The following is a 17,724-nucleotide window of genomic DNA, read 5'->3' as shown; positions in this document are numbered from 1 at the left end:
AACTAATTCCTGGTTAGTTAAATTGATTTGGAGGTCATCTATTCCGTGAGGTGTGGGCAATTGCCCGACAAAAATTGTTGAAAAAGCCTGGCAGGGGAAACATTTCACTACTTTTGCCCCGTCAATACGCTTTCAATGACCGATACCAAATCTTACTTCACCCACCTCACTTCTCTCCTTAGAAAAGAATGGCAGGAGGACTTACAGCAGTACAAAGACAAAATCCTTTATACCGCTATTCCTGAGAAGAAGAAGTCCGGTGTCTGCTGGTACCCTGTGGTGGTGAATTCCCACCACATAGGCACAGGAGAGAAGATCGTGCTGGAGCTGGAGAAAACGACAGACCTTGATCAAGCCCATATGTTCCAGGGTGGTGGCACGGTGAGTTTTTATGCGAACACTGGCGAAAAGGACAAGGGCAGTAACGCCATCACGGGAGTGATTAAGTATGTGCGCAAAAGTAAGATGGGTATTGTGCTGAACGACGATGACCTGCCTGATTGGATCAATGACGGCAAGCTGGGCATTGACCTGATGTTCGATGAAGCCTCCTACAGGGAAATGGAACGAACGCTCAAAGTGCTGGGTAAACAAGAAGCCGGGAGATTATTTGAACTTACAGAGATTTTATTGGGTAAAAAGACCCCACAGCGGGAGCCAGCCTTTGCGCCAGTGCTGCCTTCATTAAACGCCGTTCAGAATAAGGCCCTTGAGGTAATAATAGAGGCCAGGGATTTGGCCATCGTTCACGGCCCTCCTGGAACAGGTAAAACCACCACGCTCATTCAGTCGGTGAAAGAAGTCGTGAAGTTGGAAAAGCAAGTGCTTGTGACGGCACCAAGCAATGCAGCGGTGGACGTGATGGTAGAAAAGCTGGCGGAGGAAGGCATCAATGTACTTCGACTTGGCCACCCAGCCAGGGTAACCAACAGAGTGATAGAAAATAGCCTTGATGCCCGCATAGCGGCGCACGATAGCTTCAAGGAATTGCGGACTGTCCGCAAGAAATACGAGGAGTACCGAAATGTGGCTTTTAAATACAAACGAAACTTTGGCCATGCGGAGCGTCAGCAAAGAAAGCTTTTGCTACAGGAAGCCGGCCGCTTCAGGGATGAGGCCGACATGCTTGAAAACTACATCACTAGCACTTTGCTCGACAATGCCCAGGTAATCGCCTGCACATTGGTAGGTAGCAATCATTACCTCCTTAAAGATCGGGTGTTTAAAACTGTCTTCATTGACGAAGCCGGCCAGGCGCTGGAACCCGCTTGCTGGATTCCTATTCTGAAAGCTAACAGGGTCATTATGACTGGTGACCACCAGCAACTGCCGCCTACGGTAAAGTCGTTTGAGGCTGCCAAGGAAGGACTGGAGAACACCCTTTTTCAAAAGAACGTAGGCTACCATTCGACTGATGTGATGCTGGAAGAACAGTATCGGATGAAGCCAGAGATCATGGCTTTTCCCAGTAAGTTCTTCTACAACGATAAGCTGCAAGCTGCACCTTCTGCCATTGAAAGAGAGGCTCTGCCCAATGTAGCCATCATAAAGTTTATCGATACCGCTGGTTGTGGCTACCAGGAGAAGGTAAATCCCGAATCGAGAAGTACCTATAATGAGGAGGAAGGCCGGCTGCTGATCGATCAGTTGCTTGCCAATATTGAAACCATAGGCGAAGAGCATGTGCTTTCAAACCAAATTACATTTGGCGTGATTGCACCTTACAAAGCCCAGATTGAACTACTGAGAGAGGTTTTGCTGGAGAAGGGGCTAAGTAAAGAGCTGATGGACTTGATTGATGTGAACACCGTTGACTCTTTCCAAGGGCAGGAAAGGGACAGTATTTTCATTGGCTTCACCCGCTCCAATGAAGATGGTGAAATGGGCTTTCTGAAAGATATTCGCCGTACTAACGTAGCTATGACCAGGGCCCGACGACAGCTTATAATGATCGGAGACTCTGCCACCCTTGGCTCTAACAATTTCTACAACCAGTTGGTGGAGCATTGTACGGCCACCGATGCGTACCAGAGTGCTTTTGAGTTGATTTACTCTTAAGCAACCTATCCCTTGATGTTTTTCAGCGCCGCCACCGTTTCTCTCACCGCATCTTCATTGCTGGTGGGCGTATAGTTAAAGAACTTTTCAAACTTGGCGCTGTCGAAGAAGTAGTCCGATGCAAACTGGTAGCTCATTTCATGAAGCTCTCTCATGATGGGCATGAAAATGCCCAACGCTTTTATGCCCCAGCCGGGAAGCACCTGATACTTGTCGGAAGTGCCCATGATAGTCGCAAATAGCTTCGCCCACTCTTCCCCCGTCAAAGCATTTTTGTCAGTGGGGAGGTTCCATATTTGATTAAACGCTGTTGGCGTGTTACCCAGCATAGCAGTACCTATCGCAGCATCGGGGCAGTAGGTCATTGAGTGTTTTGCTTTTGCGTTGCAAAACCACTGCGCTTTTTTGCCCTTAATCAGGTTGTCATACACCATGATCATCAGCATGCTGGTGCCTCGCATGGTGCTGAAGAAATCGCCGCTGCGAGCAATGATAGAGGGCACTTTTCCTTTGTCCATGGCATCGAGCACCAGCCTGTCAACCTCGGCCCTTACTTCTCCTTTTTTGCTACAGGGGCTTATGGGACAGTCCTCGGTGATGTGGTGGATATGTTCTTTCCCAATGGCGTATATATTATCGAAGAAAACCAGCTTGCTGCCATACTCTTCGCAGGCATCCAACACATTCTTCATCAGCGGCGGCCAAACTGCTTTCCACACTTTAATGTCGTAGTTGAAGCCGACGGTGAGGTACACTACTTCACTGTCTTTCACTGCTTTAAAAACATCGTCTCTTTTTGTCAGGTCAGCGGAATGGAGGATATCCTTTTCGTTGACCTTCTTTGGGTTACGGCTAACAAGCCTAATGTCTTTGGTATATGAAGTGAGACTTTTGGCGAGCTCCGTGCCTATGGCTCCGTTGGCTCCGAGTATGGTTTGCATGGGGAAATCGATTAGTGTCAAAAGCTAGTGCTTCGCTTTTTAGAAACCAAATGATCGTTTTGTTAACAGTCGTTATGCCGCTGAAACTTGATTAGCGCTAAATGGTCAAATGATGTTATTCATTGACGGTGCACTTTGTAGCTTTGAGAACCTAACATCATACGAAATGAAAAATTCTTTCCTTTTTCTGCTGGCAGTTGTTGCACTTGGGGCGTGCCAACCGACGGGGCCGGGTGTGTCCGACACGGCCATATTGATTCTCAATGCCAATGTGATTGATGCCACTTCAGGCAATGTACACAAGGAGAAAGCCATTTTGATCGACAGTGGAAGAATTGTAAGTATTGGAGATGGCAGTGAGTTGTCGGCTTTGGTAGGAAAGGAAGATGTTTTTGATGCCGGGGGCAGGTATGTCATCCCCGGCCTTTGGGATATGCATGTGCACATTGAAGGCGAAGACCTTGTGGAGGATAACAGAGCGTTATTGCCGTTGTATGTTGCTTATGGAATTACAACTGTGCGGGATTGCGCCAGCGACCTGGGAGAGCTGGTGCTTGCCTGGAGGGATTCCATCAACAATGATCAGCTTTTTGGGCCTCAGATCTTCACGGCCGGAAGCAAGCTGGAAGGGATCAATTCGATCTGGAAAGGCGACCTCGAAATAGCCAATGAAGAGGAGTTGGAGCAAATGCTCGACAAGCTTGATGAATACAACGTCGACTTTGTGAAAATAACTGAAAACACTCTGCCCGGTGATCTGTTTTTGACAAGTGTAAAGGAAGCCAGAAAGCGTGGCTACAAAGTCACGGGACATGTCCCTTATGACCTGTCAGTAGAGGAACTTGCGGCAGCCGGATTTTCTGCCATAGAGCACGCCAGCTACATGCTGAGGCTTGGTAGCGATGATAGTGCCATTGTGGACAGCATCAGGTCAGGGAAGCTGGCGAGGAGTGAGGCTGGGCAGGTGTACAATAGCTCTTTTGATCAGGATAGCGCCTTTGTCCGGTACAAAATGCTGGCCGAACGGGGTGTGGCAGTTACTCCGACACTTATTGGAGGAAAGCAACTTGCCTATCTTGATGAAAATAACCATCAAAGCGATGCCTATCTGAAGTATCTGACGGACAGGTTTACCTCGAAATATCAATGGAGAATCGACAGAATGGCTGACGAAACTCCTGAGCAGAAACAGGGAAGAAAAGACCGCTACCAGCTCATTTTGGAGCAATTGCCTTACCTGCACAAAGCTGGAGTCACTTTACTAGCAGGCAGCGATGCCGCCGCACTCAACACTTTCGTGTACCCGGCCCAGGCACTTCACGAAGAGTTGGTATTGTTTCAGGAAGCTGGACTTGACCCACTCACGATTTTGCAAACTGCCACCGTTAATGGAGCAAAGTTTTTCAGCGTCCAAGACAAACTGGCTGGCATTGTTCCTGGCATGGAGGCTGACCTGGTAATCCTTAACAGCAATCCCCTGGATGATATCAGTGCCACACAGGATATTTTTGCTGTGGTGAATGATGGTGAATACCTGAGCAGACAGAAGCTGGACGAACTGCTTCAGCGGGTGCAGGTAATCAAAGAGGAGCTCGACAAAGGGAGAAAAACAGAATAGACTTTGACTGTTTTAGCTATTTGCTCAATTTCCCTTTCGCTTCGTCCACCGAACCGACGAAGCTGATCCGTCCCTGCCTGTTGCTTTCAAGAATAAAGGCTTTCAACGCCTTGCTTTCGTATTTAGAGAAGTCACCCACAATGGCTAGCCTTGCCCTGTAGTTGGAAAATTTTTGCAGCACCTCACCGGCCATGCCTGTTTTCAGGTCAAAAAAGTCAGAAGCGATATTTTTCTCATGCCAAATAATACTGTCGGCTCCCTGGTAAGAACAGTTAGCCATTACGTCAAGAGCGTCTTGTGCATCCTTTATGGTCAGTTCATCGGAAATCACTTCCGCTATGTCGACCCCGTTGTGTTGGCTAATTACAATATCCATTCCTTCATTAAATATGAAGTTGCAATATAGCAATGTCCCTTATTTCCTCAGGCGCCCAATGCTTTCAGCGCTTCGTACACCAAAAAGCCGGGCCACACCATCGCTTTCAGAAATCCGACTACTCCCATCCAGAAGCCTGTAGCGTTGGAGATGTAGTAAATGACTGCACCGATAAATCCGAGACCGTAGACAGCTCCGTTGGGCGCATTTCGTTGCATTGATTCTTTCATAGTTTTTGTGTTTAACAGTAGCCAATTTCGGGAGATTAATTTCACCGCTCAATGATGAAAGTCAGTGAGTTAGGCCTGGAAGAGATGATTAAATGCATTAGTAAGCCAGTAATCTTCTGAGCGTTTTTGAGGAACACAAGAGTAATTAGTTAAACAAATATTAATTATATTCGTATTCGTTACTTAAACAAATATTAATCTAATGAACTTACAGCTCGGTGTGCTTGAAGAAATGATCCTTATTCTGCTCCTGATGAAGCAGGAAACTTACGGGGTCGACATTGCTCAGGAGTATGAAAAGCAATTGGGTCAATCTATCTCGCTTCCGGCTATTCATGTGGTGCTGAAGCGGCTGGAGAGCAAAGGGCTGGTGTCGTCGTATATGGGTGAGGCAACTGCGGAAAGGGGTGGCCGGAGCAAGCGAATGTACAAAGCGTCAAGCAGGGGCTTTCAGGTAGCCAAGTCGCTGCAGGACAACCGCACCCGCATGTGGGGGCTTGTTCCTAAACTTAACTTTTCGCCATTGTGAGAAAGCAGTTGTCACATCCACCACGCTGGGCTGAACGACTGCTGCAATGGGCCTGTCGGCCCGACTACGTTGATGAGGTGCTGGGCGACCTGAATGAGGCCTACTATTGGCGCATGGAGGAGAAGGGTCGTCGCAAGGCGGCTTTCAAGTTTGTCTTTGAAGCGCTGCTTTCCTTGCGCTTCACTCACCTCAAACCTTTTTATCACTTTAACTTCAATACCATGATGCTCGGTAGCTATCTCAAAATCGCCTTCAGAAACCTATACAAGCGAAAGGCTTATTCCGTCATTAATATCCTCGGCCTGTCCGTCGGTGTGGCAGCATCCCTCATGATTTTTATGTACGCATGGCAGGTTCTCACTTTTGACGATTTCCATACCAACGAGGACCGTATTTTTATGCTTTACAAAGAGCGCATTACTCCCAATGGAATTCAGCCAACCTACGACACCTGGGTACCTATGAAGTCGATGATCAAAGGGGAGTACCCTCAGGTGGTGGCCAGCACGAGAAGGTATGGAATGACTGGAAAAGTGAAAAAAGACGAGGCGTATATCGAGGAAGAAGTCACTTTTGCTGACCCTGAGTTTCTGCAAATGTTCTCGTTTGAAGTGGCGAGAGGAAATTCAACCAACCCTTTTTCGAGCCCCAATGCCCTTGTTATTTCCAATCAATATGCCGAAAAATACTTTGGCAGTCAGCAGGCAGTGGGGCGGGAGCTGAGTGTTTACTACCCAGGAGAAGACAGCACCATTCGCTACGAAGTAACGGCTGTTTTGAAGGACTGGCCCGATAACTCTTCGCTCGAACCTGATATGATTGTTGCGTTTGAAAGCCTTCCGTTTTACGAAGATGTAAAAAACTTATGGGGAGGAAGCTTTATCGATAACTATGTGATGCTGGACGACCCTGCCTCTCAATATGCGCTACTGGATGCCTTTCCAGCTTTCGTTGAAAAAATCTGGGACAAAGAAATTGCTGGCAGGACAAATTTCAAGCTCCTGCCTTTCAATGAGTATTATAACACGTTTTTGGGAAGCCAGCAGGATGCGAAAATACTTGTCTTCATTGCTCTTGGCATCCTGTTGATGGCAGCCATCAACTTCATGAATCTTTCTACAGCGCATTCGGTGCACCGGGCGAAGGAAATAGGATTAAGAAAGGTGCTGGGAGCTTTCAGTGGACAGCTGAGGGGGCAGTTTCTAGTGGAAGCTCTCGTTTTGAGCTTTTTTGCCACACTAGCGGGGATTGGTATTGTTGCCTTGTGCATGCCATTGATCAACGACTTTTTTGATATCGAAATCGCCTTTTCACAAATTGGGCCGCCAGTGTTGAGTGTTGGGTTTGTAGCGGCATTTATCCTTTTGCTGGGATTGATGAGTGGAAGTTACCCTGCCTTTTTTCTATCGAAAATCAATATCCTGGAGGTAATCAGGGGTGTTTTCAAGACGAAAGGCGGCAGACAGGTGAGAAACGGGCTGGTTGTTGTGCAATTTTCGCTGGCCGTATTTATGGTAACGGGCGCCCTTATTGTTCGCAACCAGCTGGTCTATATGCAGTCGGCCAAGATGGGATTTGAGAAGGACGCTGTGGTGATTATTAATGCCTCTCGCAGGGACTTCACCGATAGAGAAGAAGCCAGCCGACGCCTGAAGACGTTCAGAGATGAGGTGAAGGCGCAATCCTTTGTGAAATCCGCCAGTTTGTCCTATTCCATCCCCTCTAACTGGGTGGCTGGCTTCACCTTTGTGAGGCCCGAGGGATGGGAAGGAGACCCGCTGCGGATGGGGATGTCCTATGTGGATGCCAACTATCTTGAAACAATGGGCATAAAGCTCAAGAACGGCCGCAATTTCCTTCCAGACTCGGAAGGTGACCAGCGGGGATCCGTGATCCTCAATGAGGCAGCAGCAAAGGCTTTCGGCTTCGATAAGGCAGAGGGAAATGTTATCTTGATTGGTGAGAACCGACTGAATGTGGTAGGTGTTGTGGAGGACTTTCATTACGAATCGATGCGGGAAGAGATCAAACCGACGCTTATTTTTCACCGTACTGCTGAAAATCCGGTGCACCGATATATTGTCTGCAAAATGGAGATGGCAGACATCTCGAACCACTTGTCAGTGCTGGAAGAGCAATGGGGCACACTCGGCGCCACGAATTCATTTACCTATAATTTTCTCGACGACAGCATGGCTGAGCTCTATACTTCAGAACAGCGGTTTCTCAGGCTCGTCGGATTGTTCACCATTATCTCCATACTTATTGCCGTGCTTGGGCTTTACGGCCTGACCATTTTTGTGATAGAACGAAAACGTCGGGAGATCAGCATCCGCAAAGTAATTGGTGCAGAAATGTCCAATATCGTGCTGTTGATCGTACGGGATTTTTCTGCCTGGATTGCTGGCGGCCTTATGATCGGCTTGCCTTTGGCTTATATTTTCCTTCGTGACTGGCTCGATCTATTCCATTATAGAATTGATATTTCGTGGACTGTGTTTTTGCTTACAGCAGGGGTGATAACAACTTTGGTTTTACTGACGGTGAGTTACCAGGCCATCAGGGCTGCATCAGCTAATCCGGTTAAATATTTAAAGGAAGACTAGGGACAATTCTACATCTTACTTGTGGCTTGGCTGGATAAAAAGTGGCAGCAATACTCTATTCATAATCGCAAATGGAAACTTGTCCTCTTCTGAATTGTAGGCACCGCCAGTAAATACGGCAACCAAATTTGCTTCGGGGAACAACATGAGGTATTGCCCGCCATTTCCAGTTGCGACGGTTTCTTTTTTCAGCTCGTCGCCTATTTGGAACGGAATGCTCCACCACAGAAAACCGTAGTCTAAACCGGCAAGGTTGGTTTGCCTTTCTGTCGCTTGTTGTATCCAGTCGGCCGATACTATTTGCTCATTGCCCCAGGTACCATGGTTCATGACCAGCTGCCCGATTTTGGCAAAATCACGGGAAGTCATGTACAGCCGCTTGCCAGATGGAATAATATCCCGACCAGTGGTCGTGTGGCCCCACTGCACGTTTTCGATGCCCATAGGAGCAAACAAATACTTTTCAGCGAATGCGTCGATAGACATGCCCGAGGCCTGACTCACTACCTCCGCCGCCAATACAACACCCATGCTACAATAGAGAGCCGAATCACCGGGATCTCGCACCATAGGCAAATCAAGGGTGTATTGTAACCAGTCCTTTTGTTTGTACACCCTATCCTCCTGCCCTTTCGAGGCTTTGTCCCAATCGTTGCAGTCGAGACCAGTGCTCATGGTGAGGAGGTGGCGGATGGTAATTTGTTCTTTTCTGGGATCAATGTTTTTTCGTGGCTCCAGACTTTTCAGGTACTTGAAAATAGGATCGTCAACACTTTCGATGAAGCCTTTGTCGATGGCAATACCAACCAAAAGTGAGCGAATGCTTTTTGTAGCTGAGCGCAGGTCGTGCCTTTGATCTCTGCTATATTCTCCAAAGTATTCTTCCAGGGCCAGCTTTCCATCTTTCACCAGTAGTATGCTGTGCACCTGATGATCCTCGTTGATCATCTTATTAAAGAAACTGAACAGAAGTGTAGTGTCGCCAACCTCTGCCAATAGGTTTTTGGTTTCCCACCCGTCCGCCGACCCGGGCGGGACTGAATACTGATACACCTTTTGTCCAACCGCAAAATGAGCGATGAGCAGTAATCCGACGGAAATAAGCAGGTTTTTTCTCATTGGATAATAGTTAGTTGGCGAGGACAGGACTCCTTTCGAAGGCCTATCGTTATAAACTACTCTATGTCAATATTGTATTTACCGAGCAGGCCAGGTAAACCCGATACGGAAAATTTCGCCTTCTTGATCTTGTTAACTTCAGGATCCAAAGAAAAATTGAAAGCAGTCCTGAAGTCTGCTTTCTCAAGCATTGTGTTGCCAAATACAGCCCCAAGCAGGTCGCAGTTGTCGAACACGGCCAGTGACAGATCTGCACCGCTAAAATCAACTTCTTTCATGCCGCAATTGGCAAACCTTGTTTTCTTTAAATTCAGGTTAAAGAACGAAGAAAGGTTAAGCTGACAATCAGTAAAACTCAGCGCTAACAGAAAAGGATTCACGTCTTCGAAATGAAGGCCCAGAAGTTTACAGCCTTTGAATGTGGCATCTTTGAATGATGTATTACCTAGCTTTGCCATGCTCAGGTCGCAATTCTCAAATACGCATTCCATAAAATTGATGTGCGAGAGATTGACGCCAGCAAAAAGGCAGTTGGAAAAGCGGCAGCCCTCGTAGTCGCTACCTGTTAGCGGCTCTTCCGAAAAGTTGACTCCTTTGAAATGCTGGTCTTCGACAAACCCGTTCGACATAATTCTTTGCGCTTAAATCACCCGTAGCTTGCCCCATGTTGTGCTGGCTACTTTCACCCCACGAACTTAAAAAGGGCCGCCAGACTTTGCTCGAAAAAAAATCAATTTTTTGGCCCCTGCTGGGTCATTTTTTTTGAATACAGCGAAAGCTGCTCGCCATTCACCTCAATTTCATCGTCGAACACAAAGCCCAGCTTTTGGATGAGTTGAATTGATGGCCGATTGTGCTTCAAGATAATAGCATGAATTTTTTTGTCAGGTGAAGCGCTGATGAAGTCCTTCAGAAAGAGAGAGGCTGCCTCAAACGCATAGCCTTGCTTTTCGAACGCAGGAAGCAAGGCAAACCCAATGTCAGGAGATTTTAAGTAGTCACGCCGTATAAGCGTAACGACGCCGACAGGCTCTTTGGAAGCTTTCAGTTGAATAACCCAGTAGTCAACAGCAGGGTTGCTTTCAATCTTGCGGATGTAGGCGTATGCCTCTTCAAGGCTCCTGACGTTTCTCTCGCCAATAAATTCCAGCCAGCCGGGCGAGTTAACCAGTTCAATAACGAATGGTGCATGGGTTGCGTCTAAGGGAGAAAGTTGAATTCGTGGCATATCTTCCTGATTCAACTCTAAAGTTGTTTTCTGATCGAGCATTGCTTTGACTTTAGTGAATGGGTTCAGCATAGAGCAACTTCGCTCGTTGAAGGTCGACCTCGCCTCGCTCTGGGATATGAAGAAAAAACTTCAGTTGCCAGTCCTGCGTTTTCATTGCCTCCTTGCTCTCTGCCACTTCCCATGGAGGATAGACACGCATGCCGAGTTTTCCCCTTACCGAAGGCTGAGAGATAATCCGATGCTTTATTAGTGCTGCTTTCGGAAATACAAATTGCCCAAAGTGATCTCCTTTTCTTGAGTTGATCACAAAAAAGTCAAAGGGATCGGTCGCAGCAAATGGCTGCGTAGGGCCGCTGTCGACTCTCTTCCAAATGGTAACAAACTGGCCAGATTTTTTTGGTGTTTGCTTGCCATCTCTACCAATCACCAGAAAGGAATTGACTCTGAATGTGCAAGCGCCATACTCCCTGCTTTCTTCTCCCATTTGCAGGCTTGAAAAGTGCAGGGCACATTCGTCGTACACTCGCTTTTTGACGTATAAAAAAGAATTGGTGTCGTTCACTTGTCTGCGGTAATAGAGTAGTTTTTGTTTAATGGCCTAAGCGCTTTGATTGCTAATCACCAGCTTTCCCCTGACTTTGCCGTCACCAAGCCTTTGAAACGCTTCCGGAGCTTTCTCCAAAGGGTACACCTTGTCGATGACCGGTTTGACTTTCCCTTCCTCAAATAATGTGATGAAAGCACCCAGGGGCTTATTTGGTTGTTGTATAAGAAGACTTAATCGTTTTTCTTTTGTTGACACAAGGCCTCCCAGTAAGCCCACTTGCAAAATGCTGCCCAAGTGGCCTCCAATCATAGTATATACCCCGCCTGGTTTTAGTGCTCTTTTGTAATCCGATATTGACCGGGTAGCTATTACGTCGATGATCAAATCATATTGCTTTCCTTGTTTGGTGAAGTCTTCTTTGGTGTGATCGATCACTTGGCTTGCGCCCAGCGACTGCAGCATGGCGTGTTTTTCTGACAAATCAACTGCTGTGATGTTTGCACCCAGGCTTGCAGCAATTTGGATGGCAAAGGTGCCCACTCCACCACCGGCGCCATTGATGAGGACACTATCGCCAGCGTTTATTTTTCTTTTTTCCGTCAGGGCCTGGAGCGCCATGCCGCCGGCTTGAGGAATGGCAGCGGCTTCTTCAAATGTCATGGAAGTCGGCTTGATCGTCAGTTCTGTTTCTTTTGCGCAGATGTACTCAGCAAAGCCTCCCCATTTACCGGCCGACAAGTCGCCAAAGACCTCATCGCCAGGCTTGAACTTTGTGGCTTTGACCCCAGTTTCCACTACCACGCCCGCCGCATCAGCACCAAGGATGGGGAGTGTTGGCTTGCCCATGCCGCTTAGCAACCGGTAGATGCGTGGCTTGCCTGTGAGCCTGTCCCAGTCCCATGAATTGAGAGATGCCGCATGCACTTTTACGAGCACCTCGTCATCGGCAGGAACTGGCCGTTTTACCTCTGCCAGCCTGAGGACATCCGGAGAACCGTATTGGGTATAAATGATGGCTTTCATGCTGAGGGAAGTAAAATAACATTGCCTGTTTTCTGGCCAGTTTCCACGTATGCAAAAGCTTCAATTAGCTGTTCCAGTTTGTATTGTCTGTCAATGACAGGTTTCAATTTCCCTTCCTCCATCATTTGCCTGATAAATAGCAGACTCTTCTTTTTATCTAAAGGAATGGGAAACTTCACTTTCTTTTTGCCAAAGAGCGACGTGAGAATCGAATAGAAAATATTTTCACCGTTGCGGCCAAGTTCCGAAGACATATAGACGCCACCGGGTTTCAACAGGCGCTTGCATTTTCCAAAAGAGCTCTTGCCTACGGCGTCAAAAATGTAGTCAAACTGCTGATCGATTTTTGTAAAATCTACTCTGGTGTAGTCGATCAGCTCGTCAGCGCCAAGGTTCCTGACCAGGTCAAAGTCTTTGCCCTGGCAAACTGCCGTGACCACGGCTCCGTGGTATTTGCACAACTGCACCGTCGCCGACCCTATGGCTCCGGTGGCCCCATTCACCAGCACCTTCTGGCCGGCCTGCAAATTGACTTTGTCAAGAAAATAATAGGCATAATGGGCGCCTTCAATGCATGCTGCGGCATCTGCGAAGCTAAAGTTGTCAGGAATGGTGCAAATAGCCTTGTCTGCCGGAAAAGTTGTGTATTCGGCATGTGAGTTGAGCCCCATGTCTTCAAAGGCAAACACCCTGTCGCCTGGCTGGAATGATTCTACTGCCTTACCTACCGCTACCACTTCGCCCGCCAAATCGGTGCCCGTGCTCGGCTTGCCCGGCTTAAGTAAACCTGTGACAAACCTCATAATGAATGGCTTGGCCCTGAGCATGGCGCAGTCGGTTCGGTTAACCGTTGCTGCCATCACTTTTATCAGCACTTCGTTGTCTTTGGCAGTGGGCTTGTCACGTTCCGTCAACTTTAGTAGTTCAGGTGGGCCATAGTTGGTCCAGGCGACTGCTTTCATGTGGCTGTGGTTCAGTTGGTATAGTTATTTGAAATAGACTGCTACAAATTTGGCGAGCGGTGCCATTCTGGCTTTGTTTAACAGCAATGTATCGTTTCTAATCGAGTAATTATCCGCCTCCTCGAACACCGATAGAAAAGCATTTTCATTGTTGTCATTACGACAAGCCATTCTGGTGGCTGCCAAGGGAGAAAAGTTGATTCGTTCAATTTCCGAAAGGGTGTAGGAGCCGTTGAAGCTGTTGCATCCGCCATAGCCTGAAATCCTATCGTCGGCTGTATGTAAAACAAAGTGCTGTTCCTTTGGCTGATCCTTACTCATCGTTACCTTTTGTCCTCGCAGCTCGATGAGTTTCCAATACTTTTCTGCTATCTGCTGATCAAAATCGGATTTTTTTAAAATGTACCTGCTGGCCAGGTCTCCCTGGATCCATTTCCCATCTTTGTCAAGTTTGAATAATTGGTTCTCGCCTACCTGATATTTGCTCACCGTCGATTTGCCGCCTTGACTTGTCAATGTAACAGCGCTGCCGGTGTTGTTCCAGGCAAAGGATCCTTTCTCTGTAAAGACTTCTTCAGACTTGCCCTCATACATAGTCGATAGTTCGTAGCTCCCGCTTTCGTTTAGCGTCAGTGCGGTCTTGATTCCTTCACAATCTCCACAGGGGAGAATGCCCCGGTAGGTGCCCGGCCAGTCAAGTGATGTTTGACTATTGTCGGAGCTAGTCGGTAAAACGGTCTGGGTTGTTTTTTGTGCCTTCTGTTCTGTGACACACCCTGCAAGAGCCACACTCAGCATAATGCCGATCATACTTCTCTTAGTCATACGGCAATTGTTTGGTTGTTTCCTGTCATCAGTTCGCTCGAATGAATGATGCGAACCTCCGTGGCCGATTCACTCATTAGACGCTGATGCATGATAAATTTATTAAACCCACTACTGTTAGCCAACATTATGCCACAAACGAGATCACAACTCCGATACCGCAATGTACAGTTAATCAGTACTTTTCAATTGCTGATAATTACACCCTGAGCCGTTGAACGTATCTTTAAATAGAATAACTTAAAAATAAGTTGACAAACTTAATATTAAGTTGTAAGCTTGTCTTGCTGATTAACAAAACTCAAAGCAATGGTCACTTTAACTAAGGCAGAAGAGAAGATCATGATGATCCTCTGGGATATTGAAAAAGGTTTTATCAAGGATATCCTTGATCAGTATCCCGACCCTAAGCCTCCTTACAATTCGGTTTCTACGATTGTGAGAGTGCTGGTGCAAAAGGAGATTGTAGGCTTTACGGCTTACGGTAATTCGCACCAGTACCACCCTCTGATTTCTAAAGACATTTATAGTAAGGGGCAGCTGTCGAGGCTGGTGAAGGATTATTACGACAATTCCCTGAGCCAGGTGGTCAACTTTTTCTCCGAAAGCAAAAAGCTGGACGAAAAGGAGCTGGATGAAGCAATGAAAATGCTGAAAGACTTAAAAAAGAAGAAAAATGGCTAAGCTCATCATGTATCTATTGGAGTCGAGTGCTTTGTTGGCATTCTTCTACCTGCTGTATGTTTTGGTGTTGAGCAAAGAGACTTTTTTCAGTCTCAATCGCTTCTTTCTGTTAGGGATTTTAGCGTTTTCTCTGCTTTTCCCATTGGTGAGTTTTGATATCAGCCCGACGGAAGTGGCGGCACTTGAGCGGCCCATTGCTGAAATCAGCAAGGCCAGGATGTCGTACTACGAGACCATGGCAGCCTGGGAGTTTGAAGCAGGCAGCGCTGTGGGCTCAACGCAAACTGCAGCCGAGCCTGGCGTGGTGGCAGGCGCTGGCGTAGACTGGCTTCGCCTGGCGATTGGCGGAATCCTGCTCTTGTATGCCATAGGGGTGGTGGTCTGTTTGTCGAGAACGTTCTGGTCGCTTCGCTGGATCTGGAAAGTGATCGCACACCATCCACACGAGAACCTGGGTGGGATGAAGGTCGTCAAGCTTCCGCAGCCTATTTCGCCATTTTCGTTTCTCAATTATGTGTTTGTGCCCGACTCGCGGGTGGACTCATCGGAGTTTCATCAGATCCTGGCGCATGAAAAAACGCATATTGACCAACGGCATTCGGTCGACTTACTTATTGTTCAACTTTTGGCAGCCTTTCTCTGGTTCAATCCGGTGATTTGGCAGCTGATTAAATCCCTAAAAACTACACATGAATACATAGCAGATAAGAAAATAATTACTTCGGGTTATTCCTTGGTTGAGTACCAGACTTTGCTTCTGAAGCAGTTGATCAGCAACAACTCATTCGGGTTGGTACACAATTTCAACTTATCATTTATCAAAAAAAGAATAACCATGATGACAAATCAAAAATCTGGATGGTCAGGCAAGGTAAGAGTAGCCATGGCCTTGGTGGGCGCAGTAGTTTTCAGCGCCATAGTAGTGCAGTGCAATTCAAAAATGGATGAATCAGTGGCCGAGTCTGGCCTTTCAGCAGAAACTTCCGCAGACTTTACAGCGGGAATAAATTTACCGGTGCTGTTTGATAATGGATATACCTTCGATGGCAATAGGTCCGATGTGCTTAATTTCACCATTGCAGACAACAAACTGAGCATTGATGGTAAGGCTTCTACAGTGAGCGACATTGCGTCGGTCATCTCTGGAGCAAAGCTATCCGATCATGGGGCGATCATTATGAGGGTAGATAAGGATCAGCCCATGGGTTTCGTGAGAGACGTTCAAATGGAACTGAGAAAGGCCGATCGCAGGAAGATTGTTCACATGGGCCAAACAGTTTCCGGCAAGAGCTTCGAGATGCCACTTTTGCTGCCACCTGTAGAAGGGAGGCCAATGGCTGACGGGAAATACCCTCCAACCATCGACGAACAATACGCTGCTGAGCATGACATAGACATTCTAAAAATACAATTGGGTGACAATGCAGGGGCAGCCAATCAGCAACTGGTTTATGATTTCGTTATGGATCAAATGCGGAGGGGCAAGTCCAACTATGTTGTCAGTGCAAAGTGCAATGATGACGATACTTACAGCGACTACATGGTGAACCTGGCGTATATCCAGGGAGGATTCGATCAAATCTATCAGGAGAGGTCACACCAAATGTTTGGTAAAGATTTTTATGATCTTGAATACGGCAAAAACGAATACAAATCCGTTCGCCAAGGCATCCCAAAAGCGATTTCAGTAGCTGAACGTTAACTTCAAGGTTGGGTGATTTAGGTGAAGAAAAAGGGCTCTCAAAGGGCTCTTTTTTTAAATATAGACGGTTTGCAAAAAATCCTCCCGGATCGGTGAGAAGCCATCCACCAGCGTCACCTTTTCGGTCAGGGTTTGAATGCAGTGATTGAGATTCGAGGCCACTTTGAACACGTCGCCCTCATTCAGTAGGTATTCCCTGTCCTCAATGAATAGCTTCAAAGAGCCCGCAGCCACATACGAGATTTGCTCATGTGGGTGCTTGTGTGGCGGGTCGGGCACAGCCATGGGCCCGTTGGTGAATTCGATGACGGTCACCATCAGTTGGTCGAGATGAACCACCTTTCTATGTAACGAGGTATTTGATCCGACTTGCTCGAATCCTGTATTGTGTTTTACTACTTCCATTACGTTTTTTTGATGATAAAAACTGATACCGCAAGGTATGACCTGGTTTTACCTACTTCCACTGAAACGCAAAATATTCGCAGCTTCCGTCGGTCAGGTTCTTGAGTGCGTGAGGAACGTTTGAGCCTAGATAAACAAGAGAGCCCTGGGGTGCGTCGACCAACTGCCCGTCAATGTGCATTTGCGTATCGCCCTTCATGATCACAATGATCTCTTCCACAAAGTGGGTGTGTGGGGCATGGCTGTCCTCTCCTTTGTTCAGCGAGGTCACGTGCATCTCGAAATTCTCGGTAGCGCTCGTAGGTCGGTCGAAATAGTTACGGCGGGTTCCTTTTCCTGTAGGTTTGGCTTCGGTGTCGCTGTAGCTGATCAGCATTGTTCCGCCGTTGGTTTCCCCCCGGGCGATGTCGTGTGCCTCTTTGTCGTGATAGCGCATGATGTAGTAGGTGGCAGGCGTGGTGCCAGCGTTGGCCATGCCATGCTCTTCTCCGGCCTGTATCAGGGCGATGCTGCCCGGGCCCATCACTTTGCTCTGGCTGCCCACAGTCACATTTACCTGGCCTTCCTTAATGATCACCAGCTCCTCGTCGTCGTGAGTATGAGGAGCGTGAAAAGCCATGCCAGCACCCACCGACGTGGTGTGAAGCTCCAGGTACTTTAGGTGGTCAGTCGATCCTTCGGCAATTTGTCGACGTTCACCGTTTTTGCTGGTTTCTACTGGCAGCTCGTCCCAGGTGTAAACTTTGGAGACGAGTTTGATTTCTTGTGAGAAGGCAGGCGTAGTCAGGCTGGCAATGAAAACGCCTGCCGCTGCTGAATAGATTAGTGTTTTTATCAGGGGTTTCATCCTAAAAAGGTACGGATAAGA

The 17,724-nt window shown here is 47.4% G+C and carries 18 protein-coding genes; 6 read left to right on the top strand and 12 right to left on the bottom strand.

All coding sequences use genetic code 11. The annotated features are described in order from the left end of the window. Positions 1–135 precede the first annotated feature (135 nt). Complete coding sequence (locus tag GC130_RS05370) at positions 136–2,058, top strand: AAA domain-containing protein (protein ID WP_151997246.1); 1,923 nt, start codon at positions 136–138, stop codon at positions 2,056–2,058. A 5-nt stretch (positions 2,059–2,063) separates the two neighbouring features. Here the strand turns inward: GC130_RS05370 and GC130_RS05365 are convergent, their stop codons facing one another. Next, positions 2,064–2,999, bottom strand: coding sequence for an NAD-dependent epimerase/dehydratase family protein (locus tag GC130_RS05365; RefSeq protein ID WP_151997245.1), 936 nt, complete (start codon positions 2,997–2,999; stop codon positions 2,064–2,066). Positions 3,000–3,165: 166 nt separating this feature from the next. Here GC130_RS05365 and GC130_RS05360 point away from each other — a divergent pair, with 166 nt between their 5' ends. Beyond that, complete coding sequence (locus GC130_RS05360; protein ID WP_193217772.1) at positions 3,166–4,617, top strand: amidohydrolase family protein; 1,452 nt, start codon at positions 3,166–3,168, stop codon at positions 4,615–4,617. 16 nt (positions 4,618–4,633) lie between these two features. Here the strand turns inward: GC130_RS05360 and GC130_RS05355 are convergent, their stop codons facing one another. Both GC130_RS05355 and GC130_RS05350 read right to left on the bottom strand, forming a co-directional pair. Next, positions 4,634–4,993 (bottom strand): DUF4180 domain-containing protein, encoded by a 360-nt coding sequence (locus tag GC130_RS05355; protein ID WP_151997243.1) that lies wholly within the window; start codon positions 4,991–4,993, stop codon positions 4,634–4,636. A 47-nt stretch (positions 4,994–5,040) separates the two neighbouring features. After that, on the bottom strand, positions 5,041–5,223 hold the full coding sequence (locus GC130_RS05350; protein WP_151997242.1) for a hypothetical protein: 183 nt from the start codon (positions 5,221–5,223) through the stop codon (positions 5,041–5,043). 202 nt (positions 5,224–5,425) lie between these two features. On the opposite strand from GC130_RS05350, the gene GC130_RS05345 reads away from it, so the two are divergent. Further along, positions 5,426–5,752: a PadR family transcriptional regulator gene (locus tag GC130_RS05345; protein WP_151997241.1), complete on the top strand. Its 327-nt coding sequence runs from the start codon at positions 5,426–5,428 to the stop codon at positions 5,750–5,752. Beyond that, the gene (locus tag GC130_RS05340; RefSeq protein WP_151997240.1) at positions 5,749–8,358 is read left to right on the top strand and encodes an ABC transporter permease; all 2,610 of its coding nucleotides are present in this window, start codon (positions 5,749–5,751) and stop codon (positions 8,356–8,358) included. Before GC130_RS05345 ends, GC130_RS05340 begins: the two co-directional genes overlap by 4 nt. A gap of 15 nt (positions 8,359–8,373) precedes the next feature. Here GC130_RS05340 and GC130_RS05335 read toward each other — a convergent pair whose 3' ends face one another. The 7 genes from GC130_RS05335 to GC130_RS05305 all read right to left on the bottom strand — a co-directional run bounded on the left by GC130_RS05335 (position 8,374) and on the right by GC130_RS05305 (position 14,065). Continuing rightward, on the bottom strand, positions 8,374–9,477 hold the full coding sequence (locus tag GC130_RS05335) for a serine hydrolase (protein WP_151997239.1): 1,104 nt from the start codon (positions 9,475–9,477) through the stop codon (positions 8,374–8,376). 56 nt (positions 9,478–9,533) lie between these two features. Further along, on the bottom strand, positions 9,534–10,106 hold the full coding sequence (locus GC130_RS05330) for a pentapeptide repeat-containing protein (RefSeq protein WP_151997238.1): 573 nt from the start codon (positions 10,104–10,106) through the stop codon (positions 9,534–9,536). Between the two features lie 101 nt (positions 10,107–10,207). After that, positions 10,208–10,705, bottom strand: coding sequence for a GNAT family N-acetyltransferase (locus GC130_RS05325; RefSeq protein ID WP_193217771.1), 498 nt, complete (start codon positions 10,703–10,705; stop codon positions 10,208–10,210). A gap of 52 nt (positions 10,706–10,757) precedes the next feature. Further along, positions 10,758–11,270 carry a MepB family protein gene (locus GC130_RS05320; protein WP_151997236.1) on the bottom strand — a complete coding sequence of 171 codons (513 nt, stop codon included), beginning with the start codon at positions 11,268–11,270 and terminating at the stop codon, positions 10,758–10,760. Positions 11,271–11,306: 36 nt separating this feature from the next. Continuing rightward, the gene (locus GC130_RS05315; protein ID WP_151997235.1) at positions 11,307–12,278 is read right to left on the bottom strand and encodes an NAD(P)-dependent alcohol dehydrogenase; all 972 of its coding nucleotides are present in this window, start codon (positions 12,276–12,278) and stop codon (positions 11,307–11,309) included. Beyond that, positions 12,275–13,240 (bottom strand): NAD(P)-dependent alcohol dehydrogenase, encoded by a 966-nt coding sequence (locus GC130_RS05310; RefSeq protein WP_151997234.1) that lies wholly within the window; start codon positions 13,238–13,240, stop codon positions 12,275–12,277. Before GC130_RS05310 ends, GC130_RS05315 begins: the two co-directional genes overlap by 4 nt. Before the next feature lie 24 nt (positions 13,241–13,264). Further along, positions 13,265–14,065 (bottom strand): copper resistance protein NlpE N-terminal domain-containing protein, encoded by an 801-nt coding sequence (locus GC130_RS05305; protein WP_151997233.1) that lies wholly within the window; start codon positions 14,063–14,065, stop codon positions 13,265–13,267. 309 nt (positions 14,066–14,374) lie between these two features. On the opposite strand from GC130_RS05305, the gene GC130_RS05300 reads away from it, so the two are divergent. Together GC130_RS05300 and GC130_RS05295 are read left to right on the top strand one after the other, a co-directional pair. After that, the gene (locus GC130_RS05300; protein ID WP_151997232.1) at positions 14,375–14,749 is read left to right on the top strand and encodes a BlaI/MecI/CopY family transcriptional regulator; all 375 of its coding nucleotides are present in this window, start codon (positions 14,375–14,377) and stop codon (positions 14,747–14,749) included. Continuing rightward, positions 14,742–16,451: a M56 family metallopeptidase gene (locus GC130_RS05295; RefSeq protein ID WP_151997231.1), complete on the top strand. Its 1,710-nt coding sequence runs from the start codon at positions 14,742–14,744 to the stop codon at positions 16,449–16,451. Before GC130_RS05300 ends, GC130_RS05295 begins: the two co-directional genes overlap by 8 nt. Positions 16,452–16,505: 54 nt before the next feature. Here GC130_RS05295 and GC130_RS05290 read toward each other — a convergent pair whose 3' ends face one another. Together GC130_RS05290 and GC130_RS05285 are read right to left on the bottom strand one after the other, a co-directional pair. Then, entirely contained in the window at positions 16,506–16,856 is a 351-nt protein-coding gene (locus GC130_RS05290) for a cupin domain-containing protein (RefSeq protein WP_151997230.1), read from the bottom strand. Between the two features lie 52 nt (positions 16,857–16,908). Then, positions 16,909–17,703 (bottom strand): cupin domain-containing protein, encoded by a 795-nt coding sequence (locus tag GC130_RS05285; RefSeq protein WP_151997229.1) that lies wholly within the window; start codon positions 17,701–17,703, stop codon positions 16,909–16,911. Between the last annotated feature and the right edge of the window lie 21 nt (positions 17,704–17,724).

It is taken from the genome of Imperialibacter sp. EC-SDR9, assembly GCF_902498805.1.
Classification (GTDB): domain Bacteria; phylum Bacteroidota; class Bacteroidia; order Cytophagales; family Cyclobacteriaceae; genus Imperialibacter.
The sequence above is the reverse complement of the archived record's forward strand: the minus strand, read 5'-3'. Positions and strand labels throughout refer to the sequence as shown.